14 protein-coding genes and 1 rRNA gene are annotated in these 19,636 nt (G+C 71.1%); 5 read left to right on the top strand and 10 right to left on the bottom strand.

The window, feature by feature from the left end; all coding sequences use genetic code 11:
* From ACLJQF_RS48095 to ACLJQF_RS48080, 4 genes are all read right to left on the bottom strand, one after another.
* Positions 1–106, bottom strand: a 16S ribosomal RNA gene (locus tag ACLJQF_RS48095); the annotation flags it as partial.
* A 433-nt stretch (positions 107–539) separates the two neighbouring features.
* Complete coding sequence (locus ACLJQF_RS48090; RefSeq protein ID WP_410617337.1) at positions 540–2,096, bottom strand: amidase; 1,557 nt, start codon at positions 2,094–2,096, stop codon at positions 540–542.
* Positions 2,097–2,098: 2 nt separating this feature from the next.
* On the bottom strand, positions 2,099–3,442 hold the full coding sequence (gene glnA / locus ACLJQF_RS48085) for a type I glutamate--ammonia ligase (RefSeq protein WP_410617335.1): 1,344 nt from the start codon (positions 3,440–3,442) through the stop codon (positions 2,099–2,101).
* Between the two features lie 61 nt (positions 3,443–3,503).
* On the bottom strand, positions 3,504–4,784 hold the full coding sequence (locus tag ACLJQF_RS48080; protein WP_410617334.1) for an MFS transporter: 1,281 nt from the start codon (positions 4,782–4,784) through the stop codon (positions 3,504–3,506).
* Between the two features lie 87 nt (positions 4,785–4,871).
* On the opposite strand from ACLJQF_RS48080, the gene ACLJQF_RS48075 reads away from it, so the two are divergent.
* Positions 4,872–5,486, top strand: a complete 615-nt coding sequence (locus ACLJQF_RS48075; protein WP_410617333.1) for an LppX_LprAFG lipoprotein — start codon at positions 4,872–4,874, stop codon at positions 5,484–5,486.
* Between the two features lie 3 nt (positions 5,487–5,489).
* Here ACLJQF_RS48075 and ACLJQF_RS48070 read toward each other — a convergent pair whose 3' ends face one another.
* On the bottom strand, positions 5,490–7,049 hold the full coding sequence (locus ACLJQF_RS48070) for an alpha/beta hydrolase (RefSeq protein WP_410617338.1): 1,560 nt from the start codon (positions 7,047–7,049) through the stop codon (positions 5,490–5,492).
* Between the two features lie 155 nt (positions 7,050–7,204).
* On the opposite strand from ACLJQF_RS48070, the gene secA2 reads away from it, so the two are divergent.
* The 3 genes from secA2 (at position 7,205) to ACLJQF_RS48055 (ending at position 11,965) form a co-directional block, all read left to right on the top strand.
* Positions 7,205–9,556, top strand: a complete 2,352-nt coding sequence (secA2, locus tag ACLJQF_RS48065) for an accessory Sec system translocase SecA2 (protein WP_410617331.1) — start codon at positions 7,205–7,207, stop codon at positions 9,554–9,556.
* A gap of 76 nt (positions 9,557–9,632) precedes the next feature.
* Positions 9,633–10,184, top strand: coding sequence for a DUF5565 family protein (locus tag ACLJQF_RS48060; RefSeq protein WP_410617329.1), 552 nt, complete (start codon positions 9,633–9,635; stop codon positions 10,182–10,184).
* Between the two features lie 59 nt (positions 10,185–10,243).
* Positions 10,244–11,965, top strand: a complete 1,722-nt coding sequence (locus ACLJQF_RS48055) for an NAD+ synthase (protein WP_410617327.1) — start codon at positions 10,244–10,246, stop codon at positions 11,963–11,965.
* Between the two features lie 64 nt (positions 11,966–12,029).
* Here ACLJQF_RS48055 and ACLJQF_RS48050 read toward each other — a convergent pair whose 3' ends face one another.
* Both ACLJQF_RS48050 and ACLJQF_RS48045 read right to left on the bottom strand, forming a co-directional pair.
* Positions 12,030–12,644 (bottom strand): VOC family protein, encoded by a 615-nt coding sequence (locus ACLJQF_RS48050; protein ID WP_410617326.1) that lies wholly within the window; start codon positions 12,642–12,644, stop codon positions 12,030–12,032.
* A gap of 8 nt (positions 12,645–12,652) precedes the next feature.
* Positions 12,653–13,990: a S8 family peptidase gene (locus ACLJQF_RS48045; protein WP_410617325.1), complete on the bottom strand. Its 1,338-nt coding sequence runs from the start codon at positions 13,988–13,990 to the stop codon at positions 12,653–12,655.
* Positions 13,991–14,075: 85 nt separating this feature from the next.
* Between ACLJQF_RS48045 and ACLJQF_RS48040 the strand changes: the two genes are divergently transcribed.
* Entirely contained in the window at positions 14,076–14,609 is a 534-nt protein-coding gene (locus tag ACLJQF_RS48040; protein WP_410617323.1) for a methylated-DNA--[protein]-cysteine S-methyltransferase, read from the top strand.
* Positions 14,610–14,781: 172 nt separating this feature from the next.
* Here the strand turns inward: ACLJQF_RS48040 and ACLJQF_RS48035 are convergent, their stop codons facing one another.
* The 3 genes from ACLJQF_RS48035 to lysX all read right to left on the bottom strand — a co-directional run bounded on the left by ACLJQF_RS48035 (position 14,782) and on the right by lysX (position 19,400).
* Entirely contained in the window at positions 14,782–15,372 is a 591-nt protein-coding gene (locus tag ACLJQF_RS48035; RefSeq protein WP_410617321.1) for a DinB family protein, read from the bottom strand.
* Positions 15,373–15,443: 71 nt separating this feature from the next.
* The gene (locus ACLJQF_RS48030) at positions 15,444–16,013 is read right to left on the bottom strand and encodes a hypothetical protein (RefSeq protein ID WP_410617320.1); all 570 of its coding nucleotides are present in this window, start codon (positions 16,011–16,013) and stop codon (positions 15,444–15,446) included.
* Between the two features lie 63 nt (positions 16,014–16,076).
* A complete protein-coding gene (gene lysX, locus ACLJQF_RS48025; protein ID WP_410617318.1) occupies positions 16,077–19,400 on the bottom strand; it encodes a bifunctional lysylphosphatidylglycerol synthetase/lysine--tRNA ligase LysX in 3,324 nt (1,107 codons plus the stop codon).
* Between the last annotated feature and the right edge of the window lie 236 nt (positions 19,401–19,636).

Here is a 19,636-nt window from a genome sequence, read left to right as displayed (position 1 = left end):
ACCCGTTCGCCACTCATCCCCACCCGAAAGTGGTTCAGCGTTCGACTTGCATGTGTTAAGCACGCCGCCAGCGTTCGTCCTGAGCCAGGATCAAACTCTCCAACAATGAACAGTTTAATCGAGGCAAATAAATGCTCTCAAAGGAACCTCATACGAGGTTTCAATACATAAGCTCTACTGGCTTAGTTCACTAGCACACTGTTGAGTTCTCAAGCAACACACTCTGAATCCATCCGCGTTATCCGCGGCTAAATCCTCGGCAGTTGTTCCAAGCGATATTCACAAGCTTTTGGTCGAGCATGCCTAATCCTACGAGGTTTAGTCGTAGGGGGTCGGCGGCCGCTCGTGGGCCGACGCTGAACTTTACCCGGTCCGATCCGCGGTGTCAACCCGCTCGTCCCGGCCTGGTCTCCGGGGCTTGCGGCCCCGGTGTGACCCGGTGTTCCTGGCGACGAAGAGAAGATTACATGCCGCGGAACTGCCCCAAAACAGGGGGGTCACTTAACGACATTGTCGCAGGTCAGAGCGTGCACAGAGGGCTACGACGGCAGCGTCGCCAGGTACCGGGGCGGGACGCGCACCGGCGAGACCCGCTCGAAGTCGGCCGCGAACGCCAGCATCCGGGCGTCGGACCACCTCGCCCCCATGAACGAGACTCCCACCGGGAGCGGTCCGGCGAACCCGGCCGGCACCGTCACGTCCGGGTAGCCGGCCACCGCGGCGGGGGTCGAGGACGGAATCACGTCGTTGTCGCCCACCGCGCAGTCCGTCTTCCACGCCGGCGGGTTGGTCGGCGACGCGATCGCGGCCAGGCCGTGCGCGGCCAGCGTCTCGTCGAGGGACCGGCGGGCGAGGTCCGACAGTTCCGCCCGGCCGGCGAGGTAGCCAGGGTCCGACGGCGGCGGCGCGGCCAGTGCCTGCTCGAACAGCTCCTGCCCGGCGAAACACGTCCGCTCCAGCGGGTCCGCGCGGTTGTACGCGATCAGCTCGGCCAGGTTCCGTGGCCCACTCGGACGGGTCGCCAGGTAGGCGTCAAGGTCGCGGTGGAACTCCGTGAGCAGCGCCGGGAACTCCAGCTCGAGCAGCCTGTCCTGGTACGGCAACGTCACTTCGACGACCGTCGCACCGGCCTTGACCAGGGAATTTCGTGCCGACGTCAGGATCGCGTCGGTCGCGGGCCCCAGGACCGGCAGCCGCCACAGGCCGATCCGGGCGCCGCGCAGGGCACCCGGGCGAAGCAACTTCGCGTAGTCCGTCGGCTGGGTGCGCGGGTAGGTGAGCGTGGCCGGGTCCGACGGGTCCCGGCCCTGCAGGACCGACAGCGTCAGCGCCACGTCGACGACGTTGCGGGCGATCGGGCCCGCGGTGTCCTGCTCGGCGGAAATCGGCACGACCCCGGTGCGGCTGACCAGGCCGAGGCTCGGTTTGTGACCGACCGTAGCGGTCATCCCGGCGGGGCACACGATCGAGCCATCCGTCTCCGAACCGATCGCCACCTGGGCCAGCGACGCCGCCACACCGGCCGCGGATCCCGCGGACGACCCGCACGGGTTGCGGTCCAGCACGTACGGGTTGTTCGTCTGCCCACCCACGCCCGACCAGCCGGACGTCGGCTTCGCGGCGCGGAAGTTCGCCCATTCGGAGAGGTTCGCCTTGCCGAGGATCACCGCGCCGGCCGCGCGCAGCCGGGTGATCAGCGTCGCGTCGTTCGCCGGGTAGCTGCGCAGCGCCCGCGACCCGGCCGTCGTCCACTGGTCGCGGGTGTCGACGTTGTCCTTGACCAGCACCGGGATGCCGTCGAGCGGCCCGCGCAGGCGGTGCGCGCGACGCCGGGCGTCACTGGCCGAGGCCTGCGAGAGCGCCGAAGGGTTGAGCGCCAGGACCGCGTCGACCTTGCCGTCGACCCGGTGGATCCGGTCGAGGTAGAGCCGGGTCAGGCCGGAGGCGGTGAGCCGGCCCGACGCCATCCGCGCCTGCAGCGCCGGGATGTCGGCCGAGTCGAGGTCGAAGTGCGGGGCGGGCGACGCGGCGACGGGCGCGGCGGGGACGAGCACGAGTGCGGCGGCCAGGATCGCGAGGAGCACCGGCCGCCGCACCGTCAGAGCACCGGGAGGAGCGTCCGGAGTTCGTACGGGGTGACCGCGCTGCGGTAGTTGTCCCACTCCACGCGCTTGTTCCGGAGGAAGAAGTCGTAGACGTGCTCGCCGAGCGCTTCCGGCAGGAGCTCCGACTTCTCCATCTCGGCCAGCGCCTCCCCCAGGTTCTGCGGCAGTTGCGAGTACCCGGCGGCGCGCCGCTCGGAGTCGCTCAGCTGCCAGATGTTGTCCTCGGCGGGTGGCGGCAGCTCGTAGCCCTTCTCGATCCCCTTCAGCCCGGCGGCCAGGATGACCGAGTACGCCAGGTACGGGTTGCACGCCGAGTCCAGGGTACGGATCTCCACCCGGCGGGATGACGCCTTTCCGGGTGAATACATCGGGACGCGGACGAGCGCGGAGCGGTTGGCCCGGCCCCACGAGACGGTCGTCGGGGCCTCACTGCCGCTGATCAGGCGCTTGTAGGAGTTCACCCACTGGTTGGTGACCGCCGAGATTTCCTTCGCGTGGTGCAGCACCCCGGCGACGAAGGCCTTGCCGGTCTCCGACAGCTCATGCGGGTCTTCGGCGTCGTAGAACGCGTTGCGGTCGCCTTCGAACAGGCTGACGTGCGTGTGCATCCCCGAGCCGGGCTGGTCGGTGAACGGCTTCGGCATGAACGTCGCGCGCACGCCCTGGGTCAGCGCGACCTCCTTGACGACGTAGCGGAACGTCATCACGTTGTCGGCCATCGTCAGCGCATCGGCGTAGCGGAGGTCGATCTCCTGCTGGCCGGGGGCACCTTCGTGGTGGCTGAACTCGACCGAGATGCCCATCGCTTCCAGGGTCTCGATGGCGTGCCGGCGGAAGTGCGTCGCCGTGGCGTGGCTGGCCTGGTCGAAGTAGCCGCCGTTGTCCGCGGGCTCCGGCTCGCTGCCGTCGTCGGGCATGGTCGAGAGCAGGAAGAACTCGATCTCGGGGTGGACGTAGCAGGTGAAGCCCGCTTCGGCGGCCTTCGACAGCTGGCGGCGCAGCACGTGCCGCGGGTCCGCCCACGACGGCGAGCCGTCGGGCATCGCGATGTCGCAGAACATGCGGGCCGAGTAGGGGCCGCCGTCCGGGGTCTCCCACGGCAGGACCTGGAACGTGGACGGGTCGGGTTTGGCGACCATGTCCGATTCGTAGACGCGGGCGAAGCCCTCGATGGCCGAGCCGTCGAAGCCGATCCCGTCGTTGAACGCGCCTTCGAGTTCCGCCGGCGCGACCGCGACGGACTTGAGGAACCCCAGCACATCGGTGAACCAGAGACGAACGAAACGGATGTCGCGCTCCTCGAGCGTGCGGAGCACGAATTCCTGCTGGCGATCCATGGCCGCACCCTAACCACAGCGTGTTAACGGCGTGTTTCGCGACGCGCCGTGGCCGCCGAAGTCACGTTGCGAGTACCGCCACGGGCTTCTTCGCCCGGGTGATGGCGAGCGACGCAACCGACGCGATGACGGCCAGCACAGCCGCGGAATACCAGGCCAGGGTGTAGTTCCCGAGCTGGTCGCGGACCAGGCCGGCGGCCGACGCGGCGAACGCGGCCCCGAGCTGGTGGGAGGCGAAGACCCAGCCGAACACGATCGGGCCGGCGTCGCCGAACGCGCGGATGCAGAGCGCGACGGTCGGCGGGACCGTGGCCACCCAGTCGAGGCCGTAGAACAGGATGAACGCCCACATGCTCGGCTGCACCGACTCGGTGAACAGCTGCGGGAGCAGGGCCAGCGAGACCCCGCGCAGGGCGTAGTAGACGCCGAGCAGGATCCGCGGGTCGATGCGGTCGGTGAGCCAGCCGGAGAAGATCGTGCCGATGACGTCGAACACACCGACCAGGGCCAGCAGGCTCGCCGCGGTCGTCTGCGGCATGCCGTGGTCGTGCGCGGCCGGGACGAAGTGGGTGCCGACCAGGCCGTTGGTCGTCGCGCCGCAGATCGCGAAGCCGGCCGCGAGCAGCCAGAACGTCCGGGTGCGGGCGGCCTGGCCCAGCACGGAGAGGGCGCGGCGGACCGAGCCCGTCTTCGCTGCCGGGCGCGCGATCTCGGCGTCGGCAGGCGCACCGTAGGCCGTGGTGCCGACGTCGGCGGGGTGGTCGCGGATCACCAGCAGGACCACCGGGACGACGGCGAGCGCGGCGATCGCGATCACCAGGGACGCCGTGCGCCACCCCGAGCCGACCGCCAGGTTCGCGATGAGCGGCAGGAAGATCAGCTGGCCGGTGGCGCCCGCGGCGGTCAGGACGCCGGTGACGACGCCGCGGCTGCGGACGAACCACCGCGTCGCGACCATCGCGGCGAACCCCATGGCCATCGAGCCGGTGCCCAGCCCGACCAGCACGCCCCAGCACAGCACGAGCTGCCAGCTCGCGGTCATGAAGACCGTGCCGCCCGCGCCGAGGGCGATGACCGTCAACGCCGTCGCCGAGACGCGCCGGATGCCGAAGCGCTCCATCAACGCGGCCGCGAAGGGCGCGAAGAGGCCGAAGAGCACGAGGTTCACCGAGACGGCCGAGCTGATCGTGGTGCGGGACCAGCCGAACTCTTGGTGCAACGGGTCGATCAGGACGCCGGGGGCGGCGCGGAAGCCGGCGGAGGCGAGCAGCGCGACGAAGGCGGCGCCGGCGATCAGCCAGGCGCGGTGGAGCTTCGGGGCGGGACGGGTCTCAACGGTCACTCAGGCAGTTTCACCGCGCGCGCGTGACGGCGGAAGTGGCCGGAAGGACATCCTCCGCAAGATTCAGGCCAACAGTAGGCTCACGCCATGCTCCGCCTCGCCCTGCTGCTCGCGCTCCTCCTGACGGCCGGCTGCACCGGGTCGCCCGACACGCGCGGGCCGTTCCCGGCGGGCGCCGACCTGGTCCGCGAGGCCGCGACGTCGTTCGCTTCGGTGCGGAGCGTGCACTTCGCGGCCGGCGTCAACGGCGTGCTGCCGGGCTTCCCGTTGCGCCAGATCGAGGGCGACGCGACCCTCGCCGACGGCGGCACCGCGACCGGCACGGCCGACGTCCAGGACGGTGAGGGGCACACCAAGTTCCCGTTCGACGTGCACGACGGTCAGGAGTCGCGGTACCGGGTCAGCACCTTCCTCGGCCCCCAAGGCGGGCTGAAGCGGCTGCTCGACGGCGTGACCGACGCGAAGACCGAGGGCCGCGAGAACGTCGACGGCGCGCCCGCGCTGCGGGTCGGCGGCCAGGTGCCGGCCACCGTCGCGCACGGTGTCCTGCCGCAGGTCACCGCCGATCTCACCGTCAAGGTCTGGGTCGCCGACGACGGCGGGCCACGGCGCTTCGTGCGGCTGTGGGTGCAGATCCCGCCGGCCGGCGACCACCTGAGTCCGGTGATGATCGAACTGTCGCTCACCGAGCAGCAGCCGTAACCACTACCCCGAGCACCGCTTCCCGTCCGGCGGCACCGTGCCGTCGACCAGGTAGTCCGTGCCCGCCGCGTCCACGCACTTCACGCCTTGCAGGAACACCGTGTGCTGGGTGCCCTCGAAGGTGAGCAGCGCGCCCTTCAGGCCCTTCGCGAGGTTGACGCCGGCCTGGTACGGCGTCGCCGGGTCGTTGGTCGTCGAGATGACCAACGTCTTCGCCAGGCCTTCGACGTTCGGCACGTGCGGCTCGGAGGTGTTCGGCACCGGCCAGAACGCGCAGGCGTCGCGGGCCGCCGAAGCCGGGCGGCCGTCGTCGAGGAACGGGGCCGCCTTCACGTACTCCTCCTGCGCCTTGAGGATGACGGCCGGGTCCGTGACACGCGGGTCGTCGACGCAGCGGATCGCCGTGAAGGCGTCCTGGGTGGTGCCGTACCTGCCGTCGGAGTCGCGCTCGTTGTAGATGTCGGCGAGCTTCTCCAGCGTCGCGCCGCGCTGCTGCTTCAGCTCGTTGAGGCCCGTGTTCAGGGTGTCCCAGAGGCTTTCCTGGTAGAGCGCCTGGACGACGCCGGTGGTGGCGTCCTCGTAGGAGAGCTTGCGGCCGTCGCCGACCGGCACCGGGAAGTCGATCAGCGGCCGGACGAGGTCCTGGAACGCCTTGACCGCGCCGCCGGCGTCCTGGCCGAGCGCGCAGTCCTGCTGGGCCGTGCACGACTTCGCGAACTGCGTGAACGCCGTCCCGAAGCCCTGGCCCTGCGCGACGAGGGACTCGACCGCGTCCTGCTCGGGGTCGACCGCGCCGTCGAGGACCATCGCGCGGACGTTCTTCGGGAACGCCTCGGCGTACGCCGAGCCGATCCGGGTGCCGTAGGAGTAGCCCAAATAGGTGAGCTTTTCGTCGCCGAGGACCGAGCGGAGGACGTCCAGGTCCTTCACGACGTCGCGGGTGCCGACGTTGGCCAGCATCCCGGTGCCGTCGCCGGTGCGCTGGGCGCACTTGGCGGCGAAGTCCTTTTCCTGCGATTCCTGCTTCAGCACGCCCGCCGGCGAGCCGTCGGTCTCGCTGTCGTCGGCGCGGTCGGCGTCCCGTTCCTGATCGGTCAGGCAGTGGATGGCCGGCCGGCTGGCCCCGATCCCCCGCGGGTCGAAACCGACCAGGTCGAAGCGTTTGCCCAGCGCGGTGCCGGCCACCGGCTTGGCCAGCCCGGCGGCGGCGACCATGCCCGACGCGCCCGGCCCGCCCGGGTTGACCACGAGCGACCCGATCCGCGACCCGGTGTCCGTCGCCTTGCGCCGGAGCAGGCCCAAGGTGACCGTGTCCCCCGCCGGCTTCGTGTAGTCCAGCGGCACGGTCAGCCGCGCGCACTGGACGTCTTTCGCCTGGAACGCCGACCGCGAGTCTTCCGACGTCGCGTAAGGTGCGCAGTCGGCCCAGCTCAGGCTCTGGCCGTAGAAGCGCTCCAGCCCGGCGGGCACCGGCCCGGACGGCGGGTGCGACTCGGTCGTCGGCGCGGGTGGCTCGGTCTTGCCGGAGGACGTGCACGCGGTCAGCGAGGCCGCGAACAGCACGGATGTCGCGATCGCGGTGATCCGGCGACTACGGGACCTGGCGCTGGGATGTGGGAACACGGTTGGATCGTCCCATCCGGCCGCGGAACTCGAACGCACCACCGTCGCGTTGGGTGGTGGAGGCCGGTCGAGCGAGAGAGAACGGGAGACCAGGGGTGGCAGCACTGATCAGCCGGGTGGGCAAGAAGCTCCGCCGGATCATCCAGCGGCCGGGCAGCGTCGAGCTGACCCGCTACGAAGCACTGCTGCCCGCGGTCGAGAAGCTCGAACCCGAGCTCGAAAAGCTCTCCGACGAGGAGCTGACCGAGCGGGCGAAGAAGCTTCGCGAGACGCTGAAGGACACCGCGTTCGGCGACAACCAGCTCGTCGAGGTGTGCGCGCTGGGCCGCGAGGCCGCGCGGCGGGCACTGGGCGAGCGCGCGTTCGACGTGCAGGTGCTGGGCACGATGGGCCTGCTCACCAAGCACGTCGTGCAGATGGAGACCGGTGAGGGCAAGACCCTCGCGGGTGCGCTGGCCGCGGCCGGGTACGCCATCCGCGGAAAGCGCGTTCACGTCGTCACCGTCAACGACTACCTGGCCCGGCGCGACGCGGAGTGGATGGGCCCGGTGTACGGCCTGCTCGGCGTGTCGGTCGGCTGGGTCGAGCCGTCGCACTCGCGCGAGGAGCGTCGCGAGGCCTACGCCAAGGACGTCACGTACGGCGCCGTCGCCGAGATCGGCTTCGACGTGCTGCGCGACCGGCTGGTGACTTCGGTGGCCGACCTCGTCCAGCCCGCCCCCGAGGTCGCGATCGTCGACGAGGCGGACTCGGTGCTGGTCGACGAGGCCCGCGTCCCGCTGGTGATGGCCGGCTCGATCGACCACACCGACGCCGACGAGGAGGTCGCGAAGGTCGTCCGGCGGCTGCGCCTCGGCCTGCACTACGAGACCGACAGCGAGGGCCGCAACGCCTGGCTGACCGACGCCGGCGCGTCCGTCGTCGCGAAGTCGCTCGGCCTGGAGGTCGACGACCTCTACGGCGAAACGGCTTCGGACCGGCTGCCCGCGGTGAACGTGGCGCTGCACGCGCACGCGCTGCTCACCCGCGACGTCGACTACCTGGTCCGCGACGGCAAGGTGCAGCTCATCAACGCCGCCCGCGGCCGGGTCGCCGAGCTGCAGCGCTGGCCGGACGGCCTCCAGGCCGCCGTCGAGGCGAAGGAGCAGGTCACCGCGACCGACCGCGGCGAGATCCTCGACTCGATCACCGTCCAGGCGCTGCTCGCGCGGTACCCGGAGGTCGCCGGCATGACCGGTACCGCGGTCGCCGTCGCCGAACAGCTGCGGGAGTTCTACGAGCTCGAGGTCGCGGTCATCCCGCCGAACACCCCGAACATCCGCGAAGACCTCGAAGACCGGGTCTTCGCGTCGCCGTCGCAGAAGCTGCGGGCGATCGAGGAGGAAATCCGCACGGTGCACGAAACCGGGCGGCCGATCCTCGTCGGCACCCAGGACGTCGCCGAGTCCGAAGAGCTGGCCGAGAAGCTGGCGAAGGTCGACCTCGAGTGCGTCGTGCTCAACGCGCGCAACGACGCCCAAGAGGCCGCGATCATCGCCGAGGCCGGCAAGAAGGGCGCGGTCACCGTGTCCACGCAGATGGCGGGCCGCGGTACCGACATCCGGCTGGGCGGCACCGACGGGGCGTCGCGCGACGAGGTCGTCGAGCTGGGCGGGCTGCACGTCATCGGCACCGCGCGGTACCCGTCGAGCCGGCTCGACGGCCAGCTGCGCGGCCGCTCCGGCCGGCAGGGCGACCCGGGCAGCGCGATCTTCTTCGCGAGCCTGAACGACGAGCTCGTGCTGTCGAACGCGCCGGACGTGCCCGAGGGCATCACCGACGACGAAGAGACCGGCGAGATCACCGACAACGCGGCGTTGCGGCAGCTCAACCACGCACAGCGCGTCGCCGAGGGCGTCGACCTGGAGATCCACCGCAACACCTGGCGCTACACGCGGCTGATCGAGCGGCAGCGGCGGGACCTGCTGGTGCACCGGGACAAGGTGCTTCGCACCGCGTACGCGGCGGAGCAGCTCGAGAAGGCGCACCCGGAGAAGTTCGGCGAGCTGAAGGAGAAGCTCGGCGACGGCGAAGAAGGCCAGGAGAAGCTGGAGCAGATGTGCCGCGAGGTGCTGCTGTTCCACATCGACCAGCTGTGGTCGGACCACCTGGCGTACCTGACCGACGTCCGCGAGAGCATCCACCTGCGCGCGCTGGCCCGGGAGACGCCGCTGGACGAGTTCCACCGCGCGGCGATCCCGGAGTTCCACAAGATCATCGGCGAGGCCGACTCGCGGGCGGCCAAGACCCTCGAAGAGGCCGAGCTGACCGACGACGGCATCGACCTCGGGGACGCCGGGGTCCGGCGGGCGAACACGACGTGGACGTACCTCGTGCACGACAACCCGTTCGATTCGGACTTCGAGCAGACCATCAAGAAGGTCCGGAGCATGATCAAGCGGAAGTAGTGTTTTCTTGGGAAGCCCCCGCCCGGTTCGTCCGGGCGGGGGTTTTCCCGGTTGCCCGGGCCGGGAGAATCAGGGCATGCGCAAGATCCCGACGCTGTTCCGGCGCGACCCCGAAGACCTTCGACGCGTCACCCGCGAAGTGCACCCCGAGTGCCGATGGGTGCTCGACGGCGAAGGCGTGCCCACCCGCAAGTACGACGGCACCTGCGTCCGGCTCGACGAGTCCGGGACCTGGTGGGCGCGGCGCGAGGTGAAGGCGGGCAAGGCCGCCCCGGCCGGGTTCGAGGCCGTGCAGACCGACCCCGAAACCGGGAAGACCGTCGGCTGGGAGCCGGTCGCGCAGTCGGCGTTCGCGAAGTTCTTCGAAGAGGCGCAGGAGGGGCTCCTCGGCGCGGCGCCCGGGACCTACGAACTGTGCGGGCCGAAGGTCAACGGCGATCCGGAGAAGCTCGGCGCACACCGGCTGGTCCCGCACGCGAGCGCCCAGGAGTTCGCCGGCGTCCCGCGCGACTTCGACGGGCTGATGGCGTGGCTGCTCGCGCACCCGGAGTTCGAAGGCATCGTCTGGCACCACCGGGACGGGCGGATGGCGAAGCTCAAGCACCGGGACGCGGTCGCGTCGACCTAGCGTGGCATTTCGCCCACATTCGCTCGGCTGGGCGGGTGACGGTGAGCCAGAATGGCGGCATGCCGCAACTGCGCATCGCGCTCGCCCAGGTCAACCCCACCGTCGGCGACCTCGACGGCAACGCCGATCTGCACGTCGAGTGGACCCGGCGGGCCGCCGAAGCCGGCGCGCACGTCGTCGTCTTCCCCGAGATGTCCCTGACCGGCTACCCCATCGAGGACCTCTCGTTCCGCAAGACCTTCGCCGCCGCCTCGCGGCAGGGCGTCGAGTCGCTGGCGCGCCGCCTGGACGAGGCCGGCTGCGGCGAGGTGCTCACCTACATCGGCTACCTCGACCTCGACGAAGCCGGCCCGCGTGACGCCGCCGCGGCGCTGTACCGCGGCGAGGTCGTCGCCCGGCAGTTCAAGCACCACCTGCCCAACTACGGCGTCTTCGACGAGCACCGCTGGTACAAGCCGGGCACGACGCTCGACGTCGTCCGGTTCCACGGGCTCGACATCGGCATGGTCATCTGCGAGGACCTCTGGCAGGACGGCGGGCCGATCTCGGCGCTGGGCCGCGCCGGCGTCGACCTCGTCGTGGCGCCGAACGCGTCGCCGTACGAGCGGTCGAAGGACGAGCAGCGGCTGCCGCTGATCGCCCGGCGCGCCGCCGAAGCCGGGGCACCCCTGGTCTACACCAACCAGATCGGCGGGCAGGACGACCTCGTCTTCGACGGCGACTCGCTCGTCGTCGGCGCGGACGGCACGCTGCTGGCCCGCGCGCCGCAGTTCGTCGAGCACCTGCTCGTGCTGGACATGGACCTCGCCGCGGGCGGGCACGCCGCCGACGGCGAGCTCGAAGGCCTGCACGTCCGGCGCCGGGTGCTGAGCGCGGAGCCGCTGCCGGCGTACTCGGCTTCCGCCGAGCCGGTGATCAGCGAGCCGCTGTCCGAAGAGGCCGAGGTGTGGCACGCGCTCGTCGTCGGGCTGCGGGACTACGTGCACAAGAACGGGTTCTCGTCGGTGATCTTCGGGTTCTCCGGCGGCATCGACTCGGCGGTCTGCGCGTCGCTGGCCGCGGACGCCCTGGGCGGCCACAACGTCCACGGCGTCTCGATGCCGTCGAAGTACTCGTCCGGCCACTCGAAGGACGACGCCGCCGACCTGGCGCGGCGGATCGGCGCGCACTACCGGGTCGAGCCGGTCGAGGACATGGTCCGGGTGTACGTCGACCAGCTGTCCCTGACCGGCTTGGCCGAAGAGAACATCCAGGCGCGCACCCGGGGCATGCTCCTGATGGCACTGTCCAATCTGGACGGTCACCTGGTGCTGGCCACCGGCAACAAGACCGAGCTGGCCGTCGGGTACTCGACGATCTACGGCGACGCGGTCGGTGCGTTCGCCCCGATCAAGGACGTCTTCAAGACGCACGTGTGGCAGCTGGCGCGGTGGCGCAACGCCGAGGCCGTGAAGAACGGCGAAACACCGCCGATCCCGGAGAACTCCATCACCAAGCCGCCGTCGGCCGAGCTGCGACCGGGCCAGGTGGACACCGATTCGCTGCCGGACTACGCGCTGCTCGACGACATCCTCGACGACTACGTCGAGGGCGACCGCGGGTACGCCGACCTGGTGTCCGCGGGCTTCGACCCGGAGACCATCGACCGCGTGGTGCGGATGGTCGACAAGGCCGAGTACAAGCGGCGGCAGTACCCGCCGGGTACGAAGATCACGTTCAAGGCCTTCGGCCGCGACCGGCGGCTGCCGATGACCAACCTGTGGCGCGAGGGCAAGGCCTAGCCGCTGGTTCGTGAAGGCCACCTTGAGGAACTTGAAGTTCCTCAAGGTGGCCTTCACGAACTTTTTAGCTCAGCGCGACCTGGCGGCCTTCCGGGGTCCGGAGGGCCGCCGTCAGGCCGGCTTTGCCCGCGCGGCGGACCAGCAGTTCCAGGCCGAGGGCGTCGGTCACCGCGAGCACCGAATCCGGGTCCGGATGGGTGCCGGTGACCATCAGCAGCGGCAGGGACGGCAGGTCCCGCGTCGTCGGGTGCGAGGTGCTGCCCCAGTCGATGAGGAACGGGTGCAGGGTGCCCGGGACGCTCGGCGGGGTCAGGCGCCAGCTCAGCGTTTCGCCGTCGCCGGTTTCGCGGGACATCTCCATCGGGTCGCCCGGGTCGAAGCCGTGGGCGCGGGCTTTCGCGACCGTCGCGTCGAGGTCGGTCGTGCGGACCGCCCAGGCGACCAGCGCGGGCTCGGTCAGGTCGTCGATGCCGAACGGCCGAGGAGCTCCGGGTTCCGGCTGGTCCGGGTCGGGGCCGACGACCTCCAGGTACATCCCCGCGCCGAGGTCGGCGAGGTGATTGGCCGTGCCGACGCCGACGTGGCGGCCGCCGGGCGCGGGCGTGACTCCGGTGAGGGCGGCGACCCGGGCGACGGCGTCGGCGAGGTCAGGGCCGGCGTAGACGAGGTGATCGAGCACGAGCGCCATCATCCCGCGCCGACGGCGCTCGCCGCATCGACCATCCCGTGGCCGTAGTAGGTCGTCCCGTTTTGTGTCGGCCGGCAGACGGCATCGGGACACGGGAGCGGCGTCGCCGTGGCGAAGAGGGCGCGCTTGATCCGCTCGGCGCTCCAGTGCGGGTGCTCGCTCGCGATCAGCGCGGCGACGCCGCTCGCGTGCGGGGCGGCCATCGACGTCCCGTTCGCGGACCGGTATTCGCCGTTCGGCCAGGTCGACCAGACGCGCGCGCCGGGCGCGGCGACACTGATCCGGGACGCCGAGTAGTTGGAGAAAGTCGCTTTGACGAGCTTTTCGTCGAGCGCGCCGGTGCCGACGACGCCGGGCAGTTCGTGCGGCAGCCGGGTGCAGCTCGGGTCGATGCGGCGCTCCACCGGCGTGCTGTCGGCCGGGCTCTCCTTGTCCACCGAGCGGGTGTCCAGGTTGATCCCGGCGTTGCCGGCCGAGGCGACGACGAGGACGTTCCGGCGTTGCGCGTAGGCAACCGCCCGGCCGACCGCGAGCTTCGCCGCGGCCTGGTCCGGCTGGTCTTCGCAGTTGTAGCGCCACGGGATCGAGCGGTAGCTGTTGTTCGTCACGGCGAACCCGTGCTCGGCGGCCCAGACGAACCCGCAGACCATGCTCTCGGCCGTCTCCTTGTCGTCGAGTTCGGCGAGTTTCACCGCGGCGATGCGTACGCCGGGCGCGACGCCGACGACGCCGGTTCCGTTGCGGGCCGCGGCGATCGTGCCCGCGACGTGCGTGCCGTGGCCGTCGAGCGTCGGCCGCCAGGCGCCGGGGCCGCGGTCGGGCCAGCCGGACAGGCAGGAGACCGAGTTCTTCTTGTCGAACGCTGTTGTCAGCTCCGGGTGAGTGTCGTCGACGCCGACGTCGAGGACGCCGACGACCGTGCGTTTGCTGCCTTCGGTGACCTGGTGCGCTTCGGGCAGGTGCAGCGCCGGGACGTCCCAGGCGGTGCCCTCCGGCGGGACCAGGCCGGAGTTCGGCGAGTTCGGGCCGGTGTAGCGGAGGTCCTTGCGGGGCGCGAAGAACTCCTTCGGGATCTTCGCGGTGCGCGTCGCGCCGACGGCGTCGATGCCCGGCGTCTTCCGGACCTTCGCGGCGAAGTCGTCCTTCGCCGTGTACGCGACGACGACGCCGATCTGCGGGTAGCTCGCGACGACCGTGCCGCCGGCTTTCTTGATGACGAGCTCGGCCCACCAGGTGTGGTGCGTGACGACGACGTGCGGCATGACCAGCGGGTCGGCGGCCGCTGGAGTCGCGATCAGGCCCAGCATGAGCGCTGTGGCCAGGATGATTCGCCGCACGCGTCCTCCTCGAAAATCGCCCAAACCGAACTTAGCGATCATTCGCGGCGGGGCGGTACCCCTCTTCAGTCGTAGGCTGGACGGCATGACGACGGGGTTCACGGTGTTCGACACGGCGATCGGCGCGTGCGGGCTCGCCTGGCGCGACGACGTCGTGATCGGGACGTCGCTGCCCGAGGGCAGTGTGGAGCGGACCCGCGCCTGGCTGGTCCGGCGGTTCCCGGACGCCGTCGAAGGACCGCCGCCGGCGCCGGTGCGGGAGGCGGTGGACGGGATCGTGGCGTTGCTGGGCGGGGTGCATCAGGACCTGGCTTCGGTGGCGCTGGACATGGCGGGGGTGCCGGAGTTCAACCGGCGCGCGTACGAGGTCGCGCGGACGATCCCGCCGGGCAGGACGCTGACCTACGGCGACATCGCCCACCGGCTCGGGCAGCCGGGGTCGGCGCAGGCCGTCGGGCAGGCGATGGGGCACAACCCGTTCCCGATCATCGTGCCGTGCCACCGGGTGCTGGCGGCGGGCGGGAAGGACGGCGGGTTCTCGGCGCGGGGCGGCGTCGGGACGAAACGCCGGATGCTGGTGATCGAGGGCGCGCTGGCGGACGAGCCGACGTTGTTCTGAGGCCCGCGCGGTGTGATCGGAGGGGCATCACGCGTGACTGGGGAGGCATCACGCGTGACTGGAGGGGCATCACGCGTGACTGGAGGGGCATCACGCGTGCAGGAAGGGACGACACGCGTGGCTGGAGGGACGACACGGGTCGGCTCGCGGGTGGGACGCGAGCCGAAGCCGGTCAGGTGGGTTGGGACTCGGGGGTCCAGGGCTTGATCCAGGGGGACTCCGGCCAGTTCTCGGCCGCTGCCATCAGGGGGTACGCCGTGCCGCCGTCGATGTGCTCGCGGATGATGTCCGCGTGGCCCGCGTGGCGGGCCGTCTCCTGGATCAGGTGCAGCAGGACCCAGCGGACCGACCACGCCTCGACGTCCTTCGGGAACCACGGGACGCCCTTCGGCACCGGGACCGCCTGGCCGAGGTCGTCGATGCCCGCGATGACCTCCGCGGTGCGGGCCGCCGCCGCGTCGTACCGGGCCAGCGCGCTCTCCAGCGTCTCGTCCGGGCGCAGGCGGTGCGCGTCTTCGTACTCCGCCATCGCCTCGCCGAAGGGCTTCTGCGGCACCTGCAGCACCGTGTCCATCCAGCCGTCCTCGGTGCTCGCGACGTGCTTGATCAGCCCGCCCACCGACAGCGTGCTCTTCGTCGGGACGAGTCTCGCCTGTTCGTCGGTCAGCCCGTAGGCCGTCAACCTGAGCACGTACCGCTGCTGCTCCAGGAAGCTCAGGAGCCCGTCACGCTCGTCGGCCACCGGGCGCACGTTTCCCGCCATGTCGATCCTTCCGCTCGGATTCACTTGCGGCGATCGTGCCACCCGGCACCGACAATTTCGGGCGAATCCCGCTATCGGTGCGCGTGCCGCGGAGCCGGCTTGACGAAGGCGTACGTCCCGCCGATGCCGTAGAGGGCCGCGCGGACCACCCACTGGGCCCGCGTGGCGACGCCCTCGTAGGCGTCCAGCTGCCGGGCGAGCACGACGGCCAGCCAGGTCGCCAGCACCAGCACCAGGCCCACGACCGCGAGCGTGCGCCAGCCCGGCGGCCACCACAGGATCAGGCTGATCACCCCGACCACCAGGACGACGCTGAGCAGCGACGACAGCACGGCGCTGCGCTCGGGGTAGGCGGCCTGCAGCAGCACGAGCACGCCGAACGCGCTCACCGAGATCGAACTGAGCCGCGCCGACCACTGGACCGGCCCGAGCCGGTGCAGCGGGGGCCCGGCGAGCAGGAACGCGACGCCCGACACGGCGAGCAGGACCCGGAACACCGGCGGCCCGGTCAGCAGCAGGGCCTCGACCGGGTCCCGAACCGGGGAGACCCCGGTGGGCAGGAAGAACTCCAGCAGCCAGCCCGAATACGCGAGGACGGCCACCCCCATCAGGAGGGCCGAGGCGATCCGAGCCGTGCGCACGAGGCAGAGCGTAAGCGACGGGGCGCGCCACGGCCCGTCGCCGTGACCAGGTCCACCGAGTCGTTATGCCTGCGGTCGGACGAAGGGGAACAGGACCGTCTGGCGGATCGACGCACCGGTCAGCATCATCAGCAGCCGGTCGACGCCCAGGCCGAGCCCGCCGGTCGGCGGCATGCCGTGCTCCAGAGCGAGCAGGAAGTCCTCGTCCAGCTCCATCGCCTCGACGTCGCCGCTGGCCGCGCGCAGCGACTGCCCTTCGAGCCGCCGCCGCTGCTCGATCGGGTCGGTCAGCTCGGTGTAGGCCGTGCCGACCTCGGAGCCGAACGCGATCAGGTCCCAGCGCTCGGCCAGCCGGGGGTCCACCCGGTGCTGGCGGGTCAGCGGCGAGACGTCGGTCGGGTAGTCGGTGTAGAAGGTCGGCAGCACGGTCGCGCCCTCGACAAGGTGCTCGAACGCCTTGAGCACCAGGTCGCCGTGGCTCGGGTCCTCCCCCACCGGCACCCCGGCGGCCACGCACAGGCGGCGCAGCTCGGCCACCGGCGTCCCGGAGTCGATCTCCTCGCCGAACACCGCCGAAACGGCTTCGTGGACCGGCACGACCGGCCAGTCACCGGAGATGTCGTACTCGACGACCTTCCCGCCGGCATCGGGCCGCCGCACGACCTGGGCGCCGTACGCGGCTTCGGCCGCGTGCTGGACGAGTTCGCGCGTCAGCGTCCTCATCGTGTCGTAGTCCGCGTACGCCTGGTACGCCTCGAGCATCGTGAACTCGGGGTTGTGCGTCGCGTCGACGCCTTCGTTGCGGAAGTTGCGGTTGAGCTCGAAGACGCGCTCGACGCCCGCCACGCACAGCCGCTTGAGGTACAGCTCGGGCGCGATCCGCAGGTACATCCGCATGTCGTAGGCGTTGATGTGGGTGACGAACGGCCGGGCGTTCGCGCCGCCGTGCACCGTCTGCAGCATCGGCGTCTCGACCTCGAGGTAGTCGGCGTGGTGCAGCCGGTCGCGCACCGCGCGGACCACAGTGGACCGCAACCGCAGCATGGTCGTCGAGTCCGGGTTGACCGCCAGATCGAGGTAGCGCTGCCGGACCCGCGTCTCCGGGTCGGTGAGGCCCTTGCGCTTGTCGGGCAGCGGGTGCAGGCACTTCGCGGTGACCGTCCACTCGTCGACGAGCACCGAGAGCTCGCCCCGCTTCGACGTCACGACCTGGCCGCTGACGCCGACGTGGTCGCCGAGGTCGACACCGGTCCGCCAGCGGGTGAGGTCCAGCTCGCCGGCCTCCAGCATCAGCTGGATCTCACCGCTGAAGTCCTTGACGCGGGCGAAGCACAGGCCGCCGAGGATGCGCAGGTTCAGCACGCGCCCGGCGATCCGGACCCGGTGCCCGGTGGCGCTGTCCGGGGCCAGGTCGCCGAACTTCTGCACGACGTCCCCGATGTGGTCGTCGCGGCGGAACCCGACCGGGTACGGGTCGATGCCGGCCTCGCGCAGCTTGTCGAGCTTGGCGATGCGGACGCGGACCTGCTCGGGCCGCCGCACGGCCTTCGGGGCCGGCGTCGCCGCCGAATCCTCGATCTCCCTGACCCGCGCGACGAAGTCCTCGCCGACCGTCTCCAGCCGCAGCAACCGCGCCCGGCCGGTCGGGACGAACCCTTCGAGCGCGCCCGCGACGATACCGACCCGCGGCAGCCGCCGGGCCGAGGAGTAGCAGAGGAACCGAGGCTCCCAGTCCGGCCCGTACTTGGCGTTGGACCGGTACAGCGACTCCAGCTGGAAGAACCGCGAGAAGACGCTCAGTACCCCGCGCCAGGCCCGTAGCACCGGGCCGGCGCCGATCCGCTCGCCCTCGGAGAACACCGCGCGGAACATCGCGAAGTTGAGCGAGATCCGCTGCGCGCCGAGGTGCTGCGCGGCCGCGACGACCTCGGCGATCATGTACTCGTTGAGGCCGTTCTCGGCGTCGCGGTCGCGGCGCATGAGGTCCAGCGAAAGCCCGCGGCGGCCCCACGGGACGAAGGACAGCAGCCCGCGCAGCTCGCCTCGGGCGTCATAGGCCTCGACCATCACGCTGCGGCCGTCGCTGGGGTCACCGAGCCGGCCCAGCGCCATCGAGAAGCCGCGTTCGGTCTCGGCGCCGCGCCAGGCCTGGGCCCGCGCGAGCAGCTCGGTCATCTCGGCTTCGGGGATCTCGCCGTGGCGGCGGACGCGCGAGGTGTAGCCGGCGCGCTCGATGCGCTTGACGGCCTGGCGCACCGAGCGCCGCTCCGGCCCGGCCAGGCTGAACTCGCGGACGTCGAGCACGGCTTCGTCGCCGATCTCGAGGGCCCGCAGGCCCGCGCCGGTGTACGCCTTCGCGCCGCGTTCGCTCGCCCCGAGCACGCCCGGGGTCCAGCCGTAGGTGCGCGTCTCGTCGAGCCACGCGCGGACCGCGTCGGGCCAGGCCTCCGGGTCGCCGACCGGGTCGGCGCTGGCGACGCTGGTACCGCCGAGGACGCGGTAGGTGACCGCGGCGCGGCCGTTCGGCGCGAAGACGACGCTCTTGTCGCGGCGGGTGGCGAAGTAGCCGAGGGAGTCGTCCTCGCCGTGTTCGGCGAGCAGCCGACGCAGGCGGAGCTCGTCGGAGTCCGTCCGCAGGGCCCGGCTGCGCACCCCGCGGAACAGCAGGTACAGCGCCGCCGTGGCGACCGCGGTCGCGCTGAGGTCGAGGAAGAAGTCCAGCCAGGCGGGCCCCTCGCCGACGCCGATCCGGCGCAGCTGGAGGTTCTCGCCGGTGGCGTGGTTGACGACCCAGGCGAACCGCTCCCACGTGTCGCCGAGGTGGCCGGGGAACGCCTCGGCCAGGCCCCAGCCGACCAGGATGACCACGGCGAAGCCGCCGAAGAGCATGCTCAGGCCGTCACGCCAGGCGCTCGGCGCGAGCCGGGCCGGGAAGGCCGGGCGCAGCGCGAGCAGGAGGACGATCAGCCCGATCGAGACGACGTCGGCGATGGTCAGCACCCACAGCTGCGCCGGGATGTGCCGCACCTGCTTGGGGCCCAGCGTCAGCAGTTCGGGTGACCACAGCAGCGTCGCCTGCAGGACCAGGGTGAGCAGCAGCCCACCGACCTGGAACAGCACCAGCGTGTACAGCGCGGCCTTCTTGCGGCGGCGCAGAGCACCGCCGAGGACCACCAGCAGCAGCACCATGACCAGGCTCTCGCTGGTGGGCACGCTCAGGCCGGAGAAGGCCATGTCGATGCCGTTGAGCAGGTGGCCGTGCGCGCCGCCGGTGAAGAGCAGGATCACCGAGAACACCGCGGCCAGCTGGACCACGGTCGCGACGATGCCGCCTGCCTTCGCCTTCCACGCGGGGAGGCGACGGCGCGTGCTCGCGAGGTTTCCCATGGGTGGTTTCGTCGCCTTTCGCGGCCGATCGGGGGTCATGCCACCTTCTTGACGTAAGTGAACCCGCATTGGTTGTCCCCGGACATCAACCTGAAGGCTGACGGTCCGTCGTCCCCGGGGGTGTGAAGCTGGTCGCACGAGGTGGGGACCGGTCCGGGGGTCGTGTCACGCTTTGAGACGCCTCTGCTCCACGACCCGGGGACCTCACCGAGGCCTCGAGGGAAGGACGGTCGACG

Source organism: Amycolatopsis sp. lyj-109 (assembly GCF_046548995.1).
GTDB lineage: Bacteria > Actinomycetota > Actinomycetes > Mycobacteriales > Pseudonocardiaceae > Amycolatopsis.
Note: the sequence above shows the minus strand (reverse complement) of the source record. Positions and strands in the feature narration are given on the sequence as shown.

Coding starts and splice junctions, on each gene's coding strand:
- glnA (WP_410617335.1), bottom strand. CDS start 3,442: ATGGATCGCCAGCAGGAATTCGTGCTCCGCACGCTCGAGGAGCGCGAC.
- ACLJQF_RS48060 (WP_410617329.1), top strand. CDS start 9,633: ATGCGCAAGATCCCGACGCTGTTCCGGCGCGACCCCGAAGACCTTCGA.
- ACLJQF_RS48075 (WP_410617333.1), top strand. CDS start 4,872: ATGCTCCGCCTCGCCCTGCTGCTCGCGCTCCTCCTGACGGCCGGCTGC.
- ACLJQF_RS48055 (WP_410617327.1), top strand. CDS start 10,244: ATGCCGCAACTGCGCATCGCGCTCGCCCAGGTCAACCCCACCGTCGGC.
- lysX (WP_410617318.1), bottom strand. CDS start 19,400: ATGGGAAACCTCGCGAGCACGCGCCGTCGCCTCCCCGCGTGGAAGGCG.
- ACLJQF_RS48035 (WP_410617321.1), bottom strand. CDS start 15,372: ATGGCGGGAAACGTGCGCCCGGTGGCCGACGAGCGTGACGGGCTCCTG.
- ACLJQF_RS48040 (WP_410617323.1), top strand. CDS start 14,076: ATGACGACGGGGTTCACGGTGTTCGACACGGCGATCGGCGCGTGCGGG.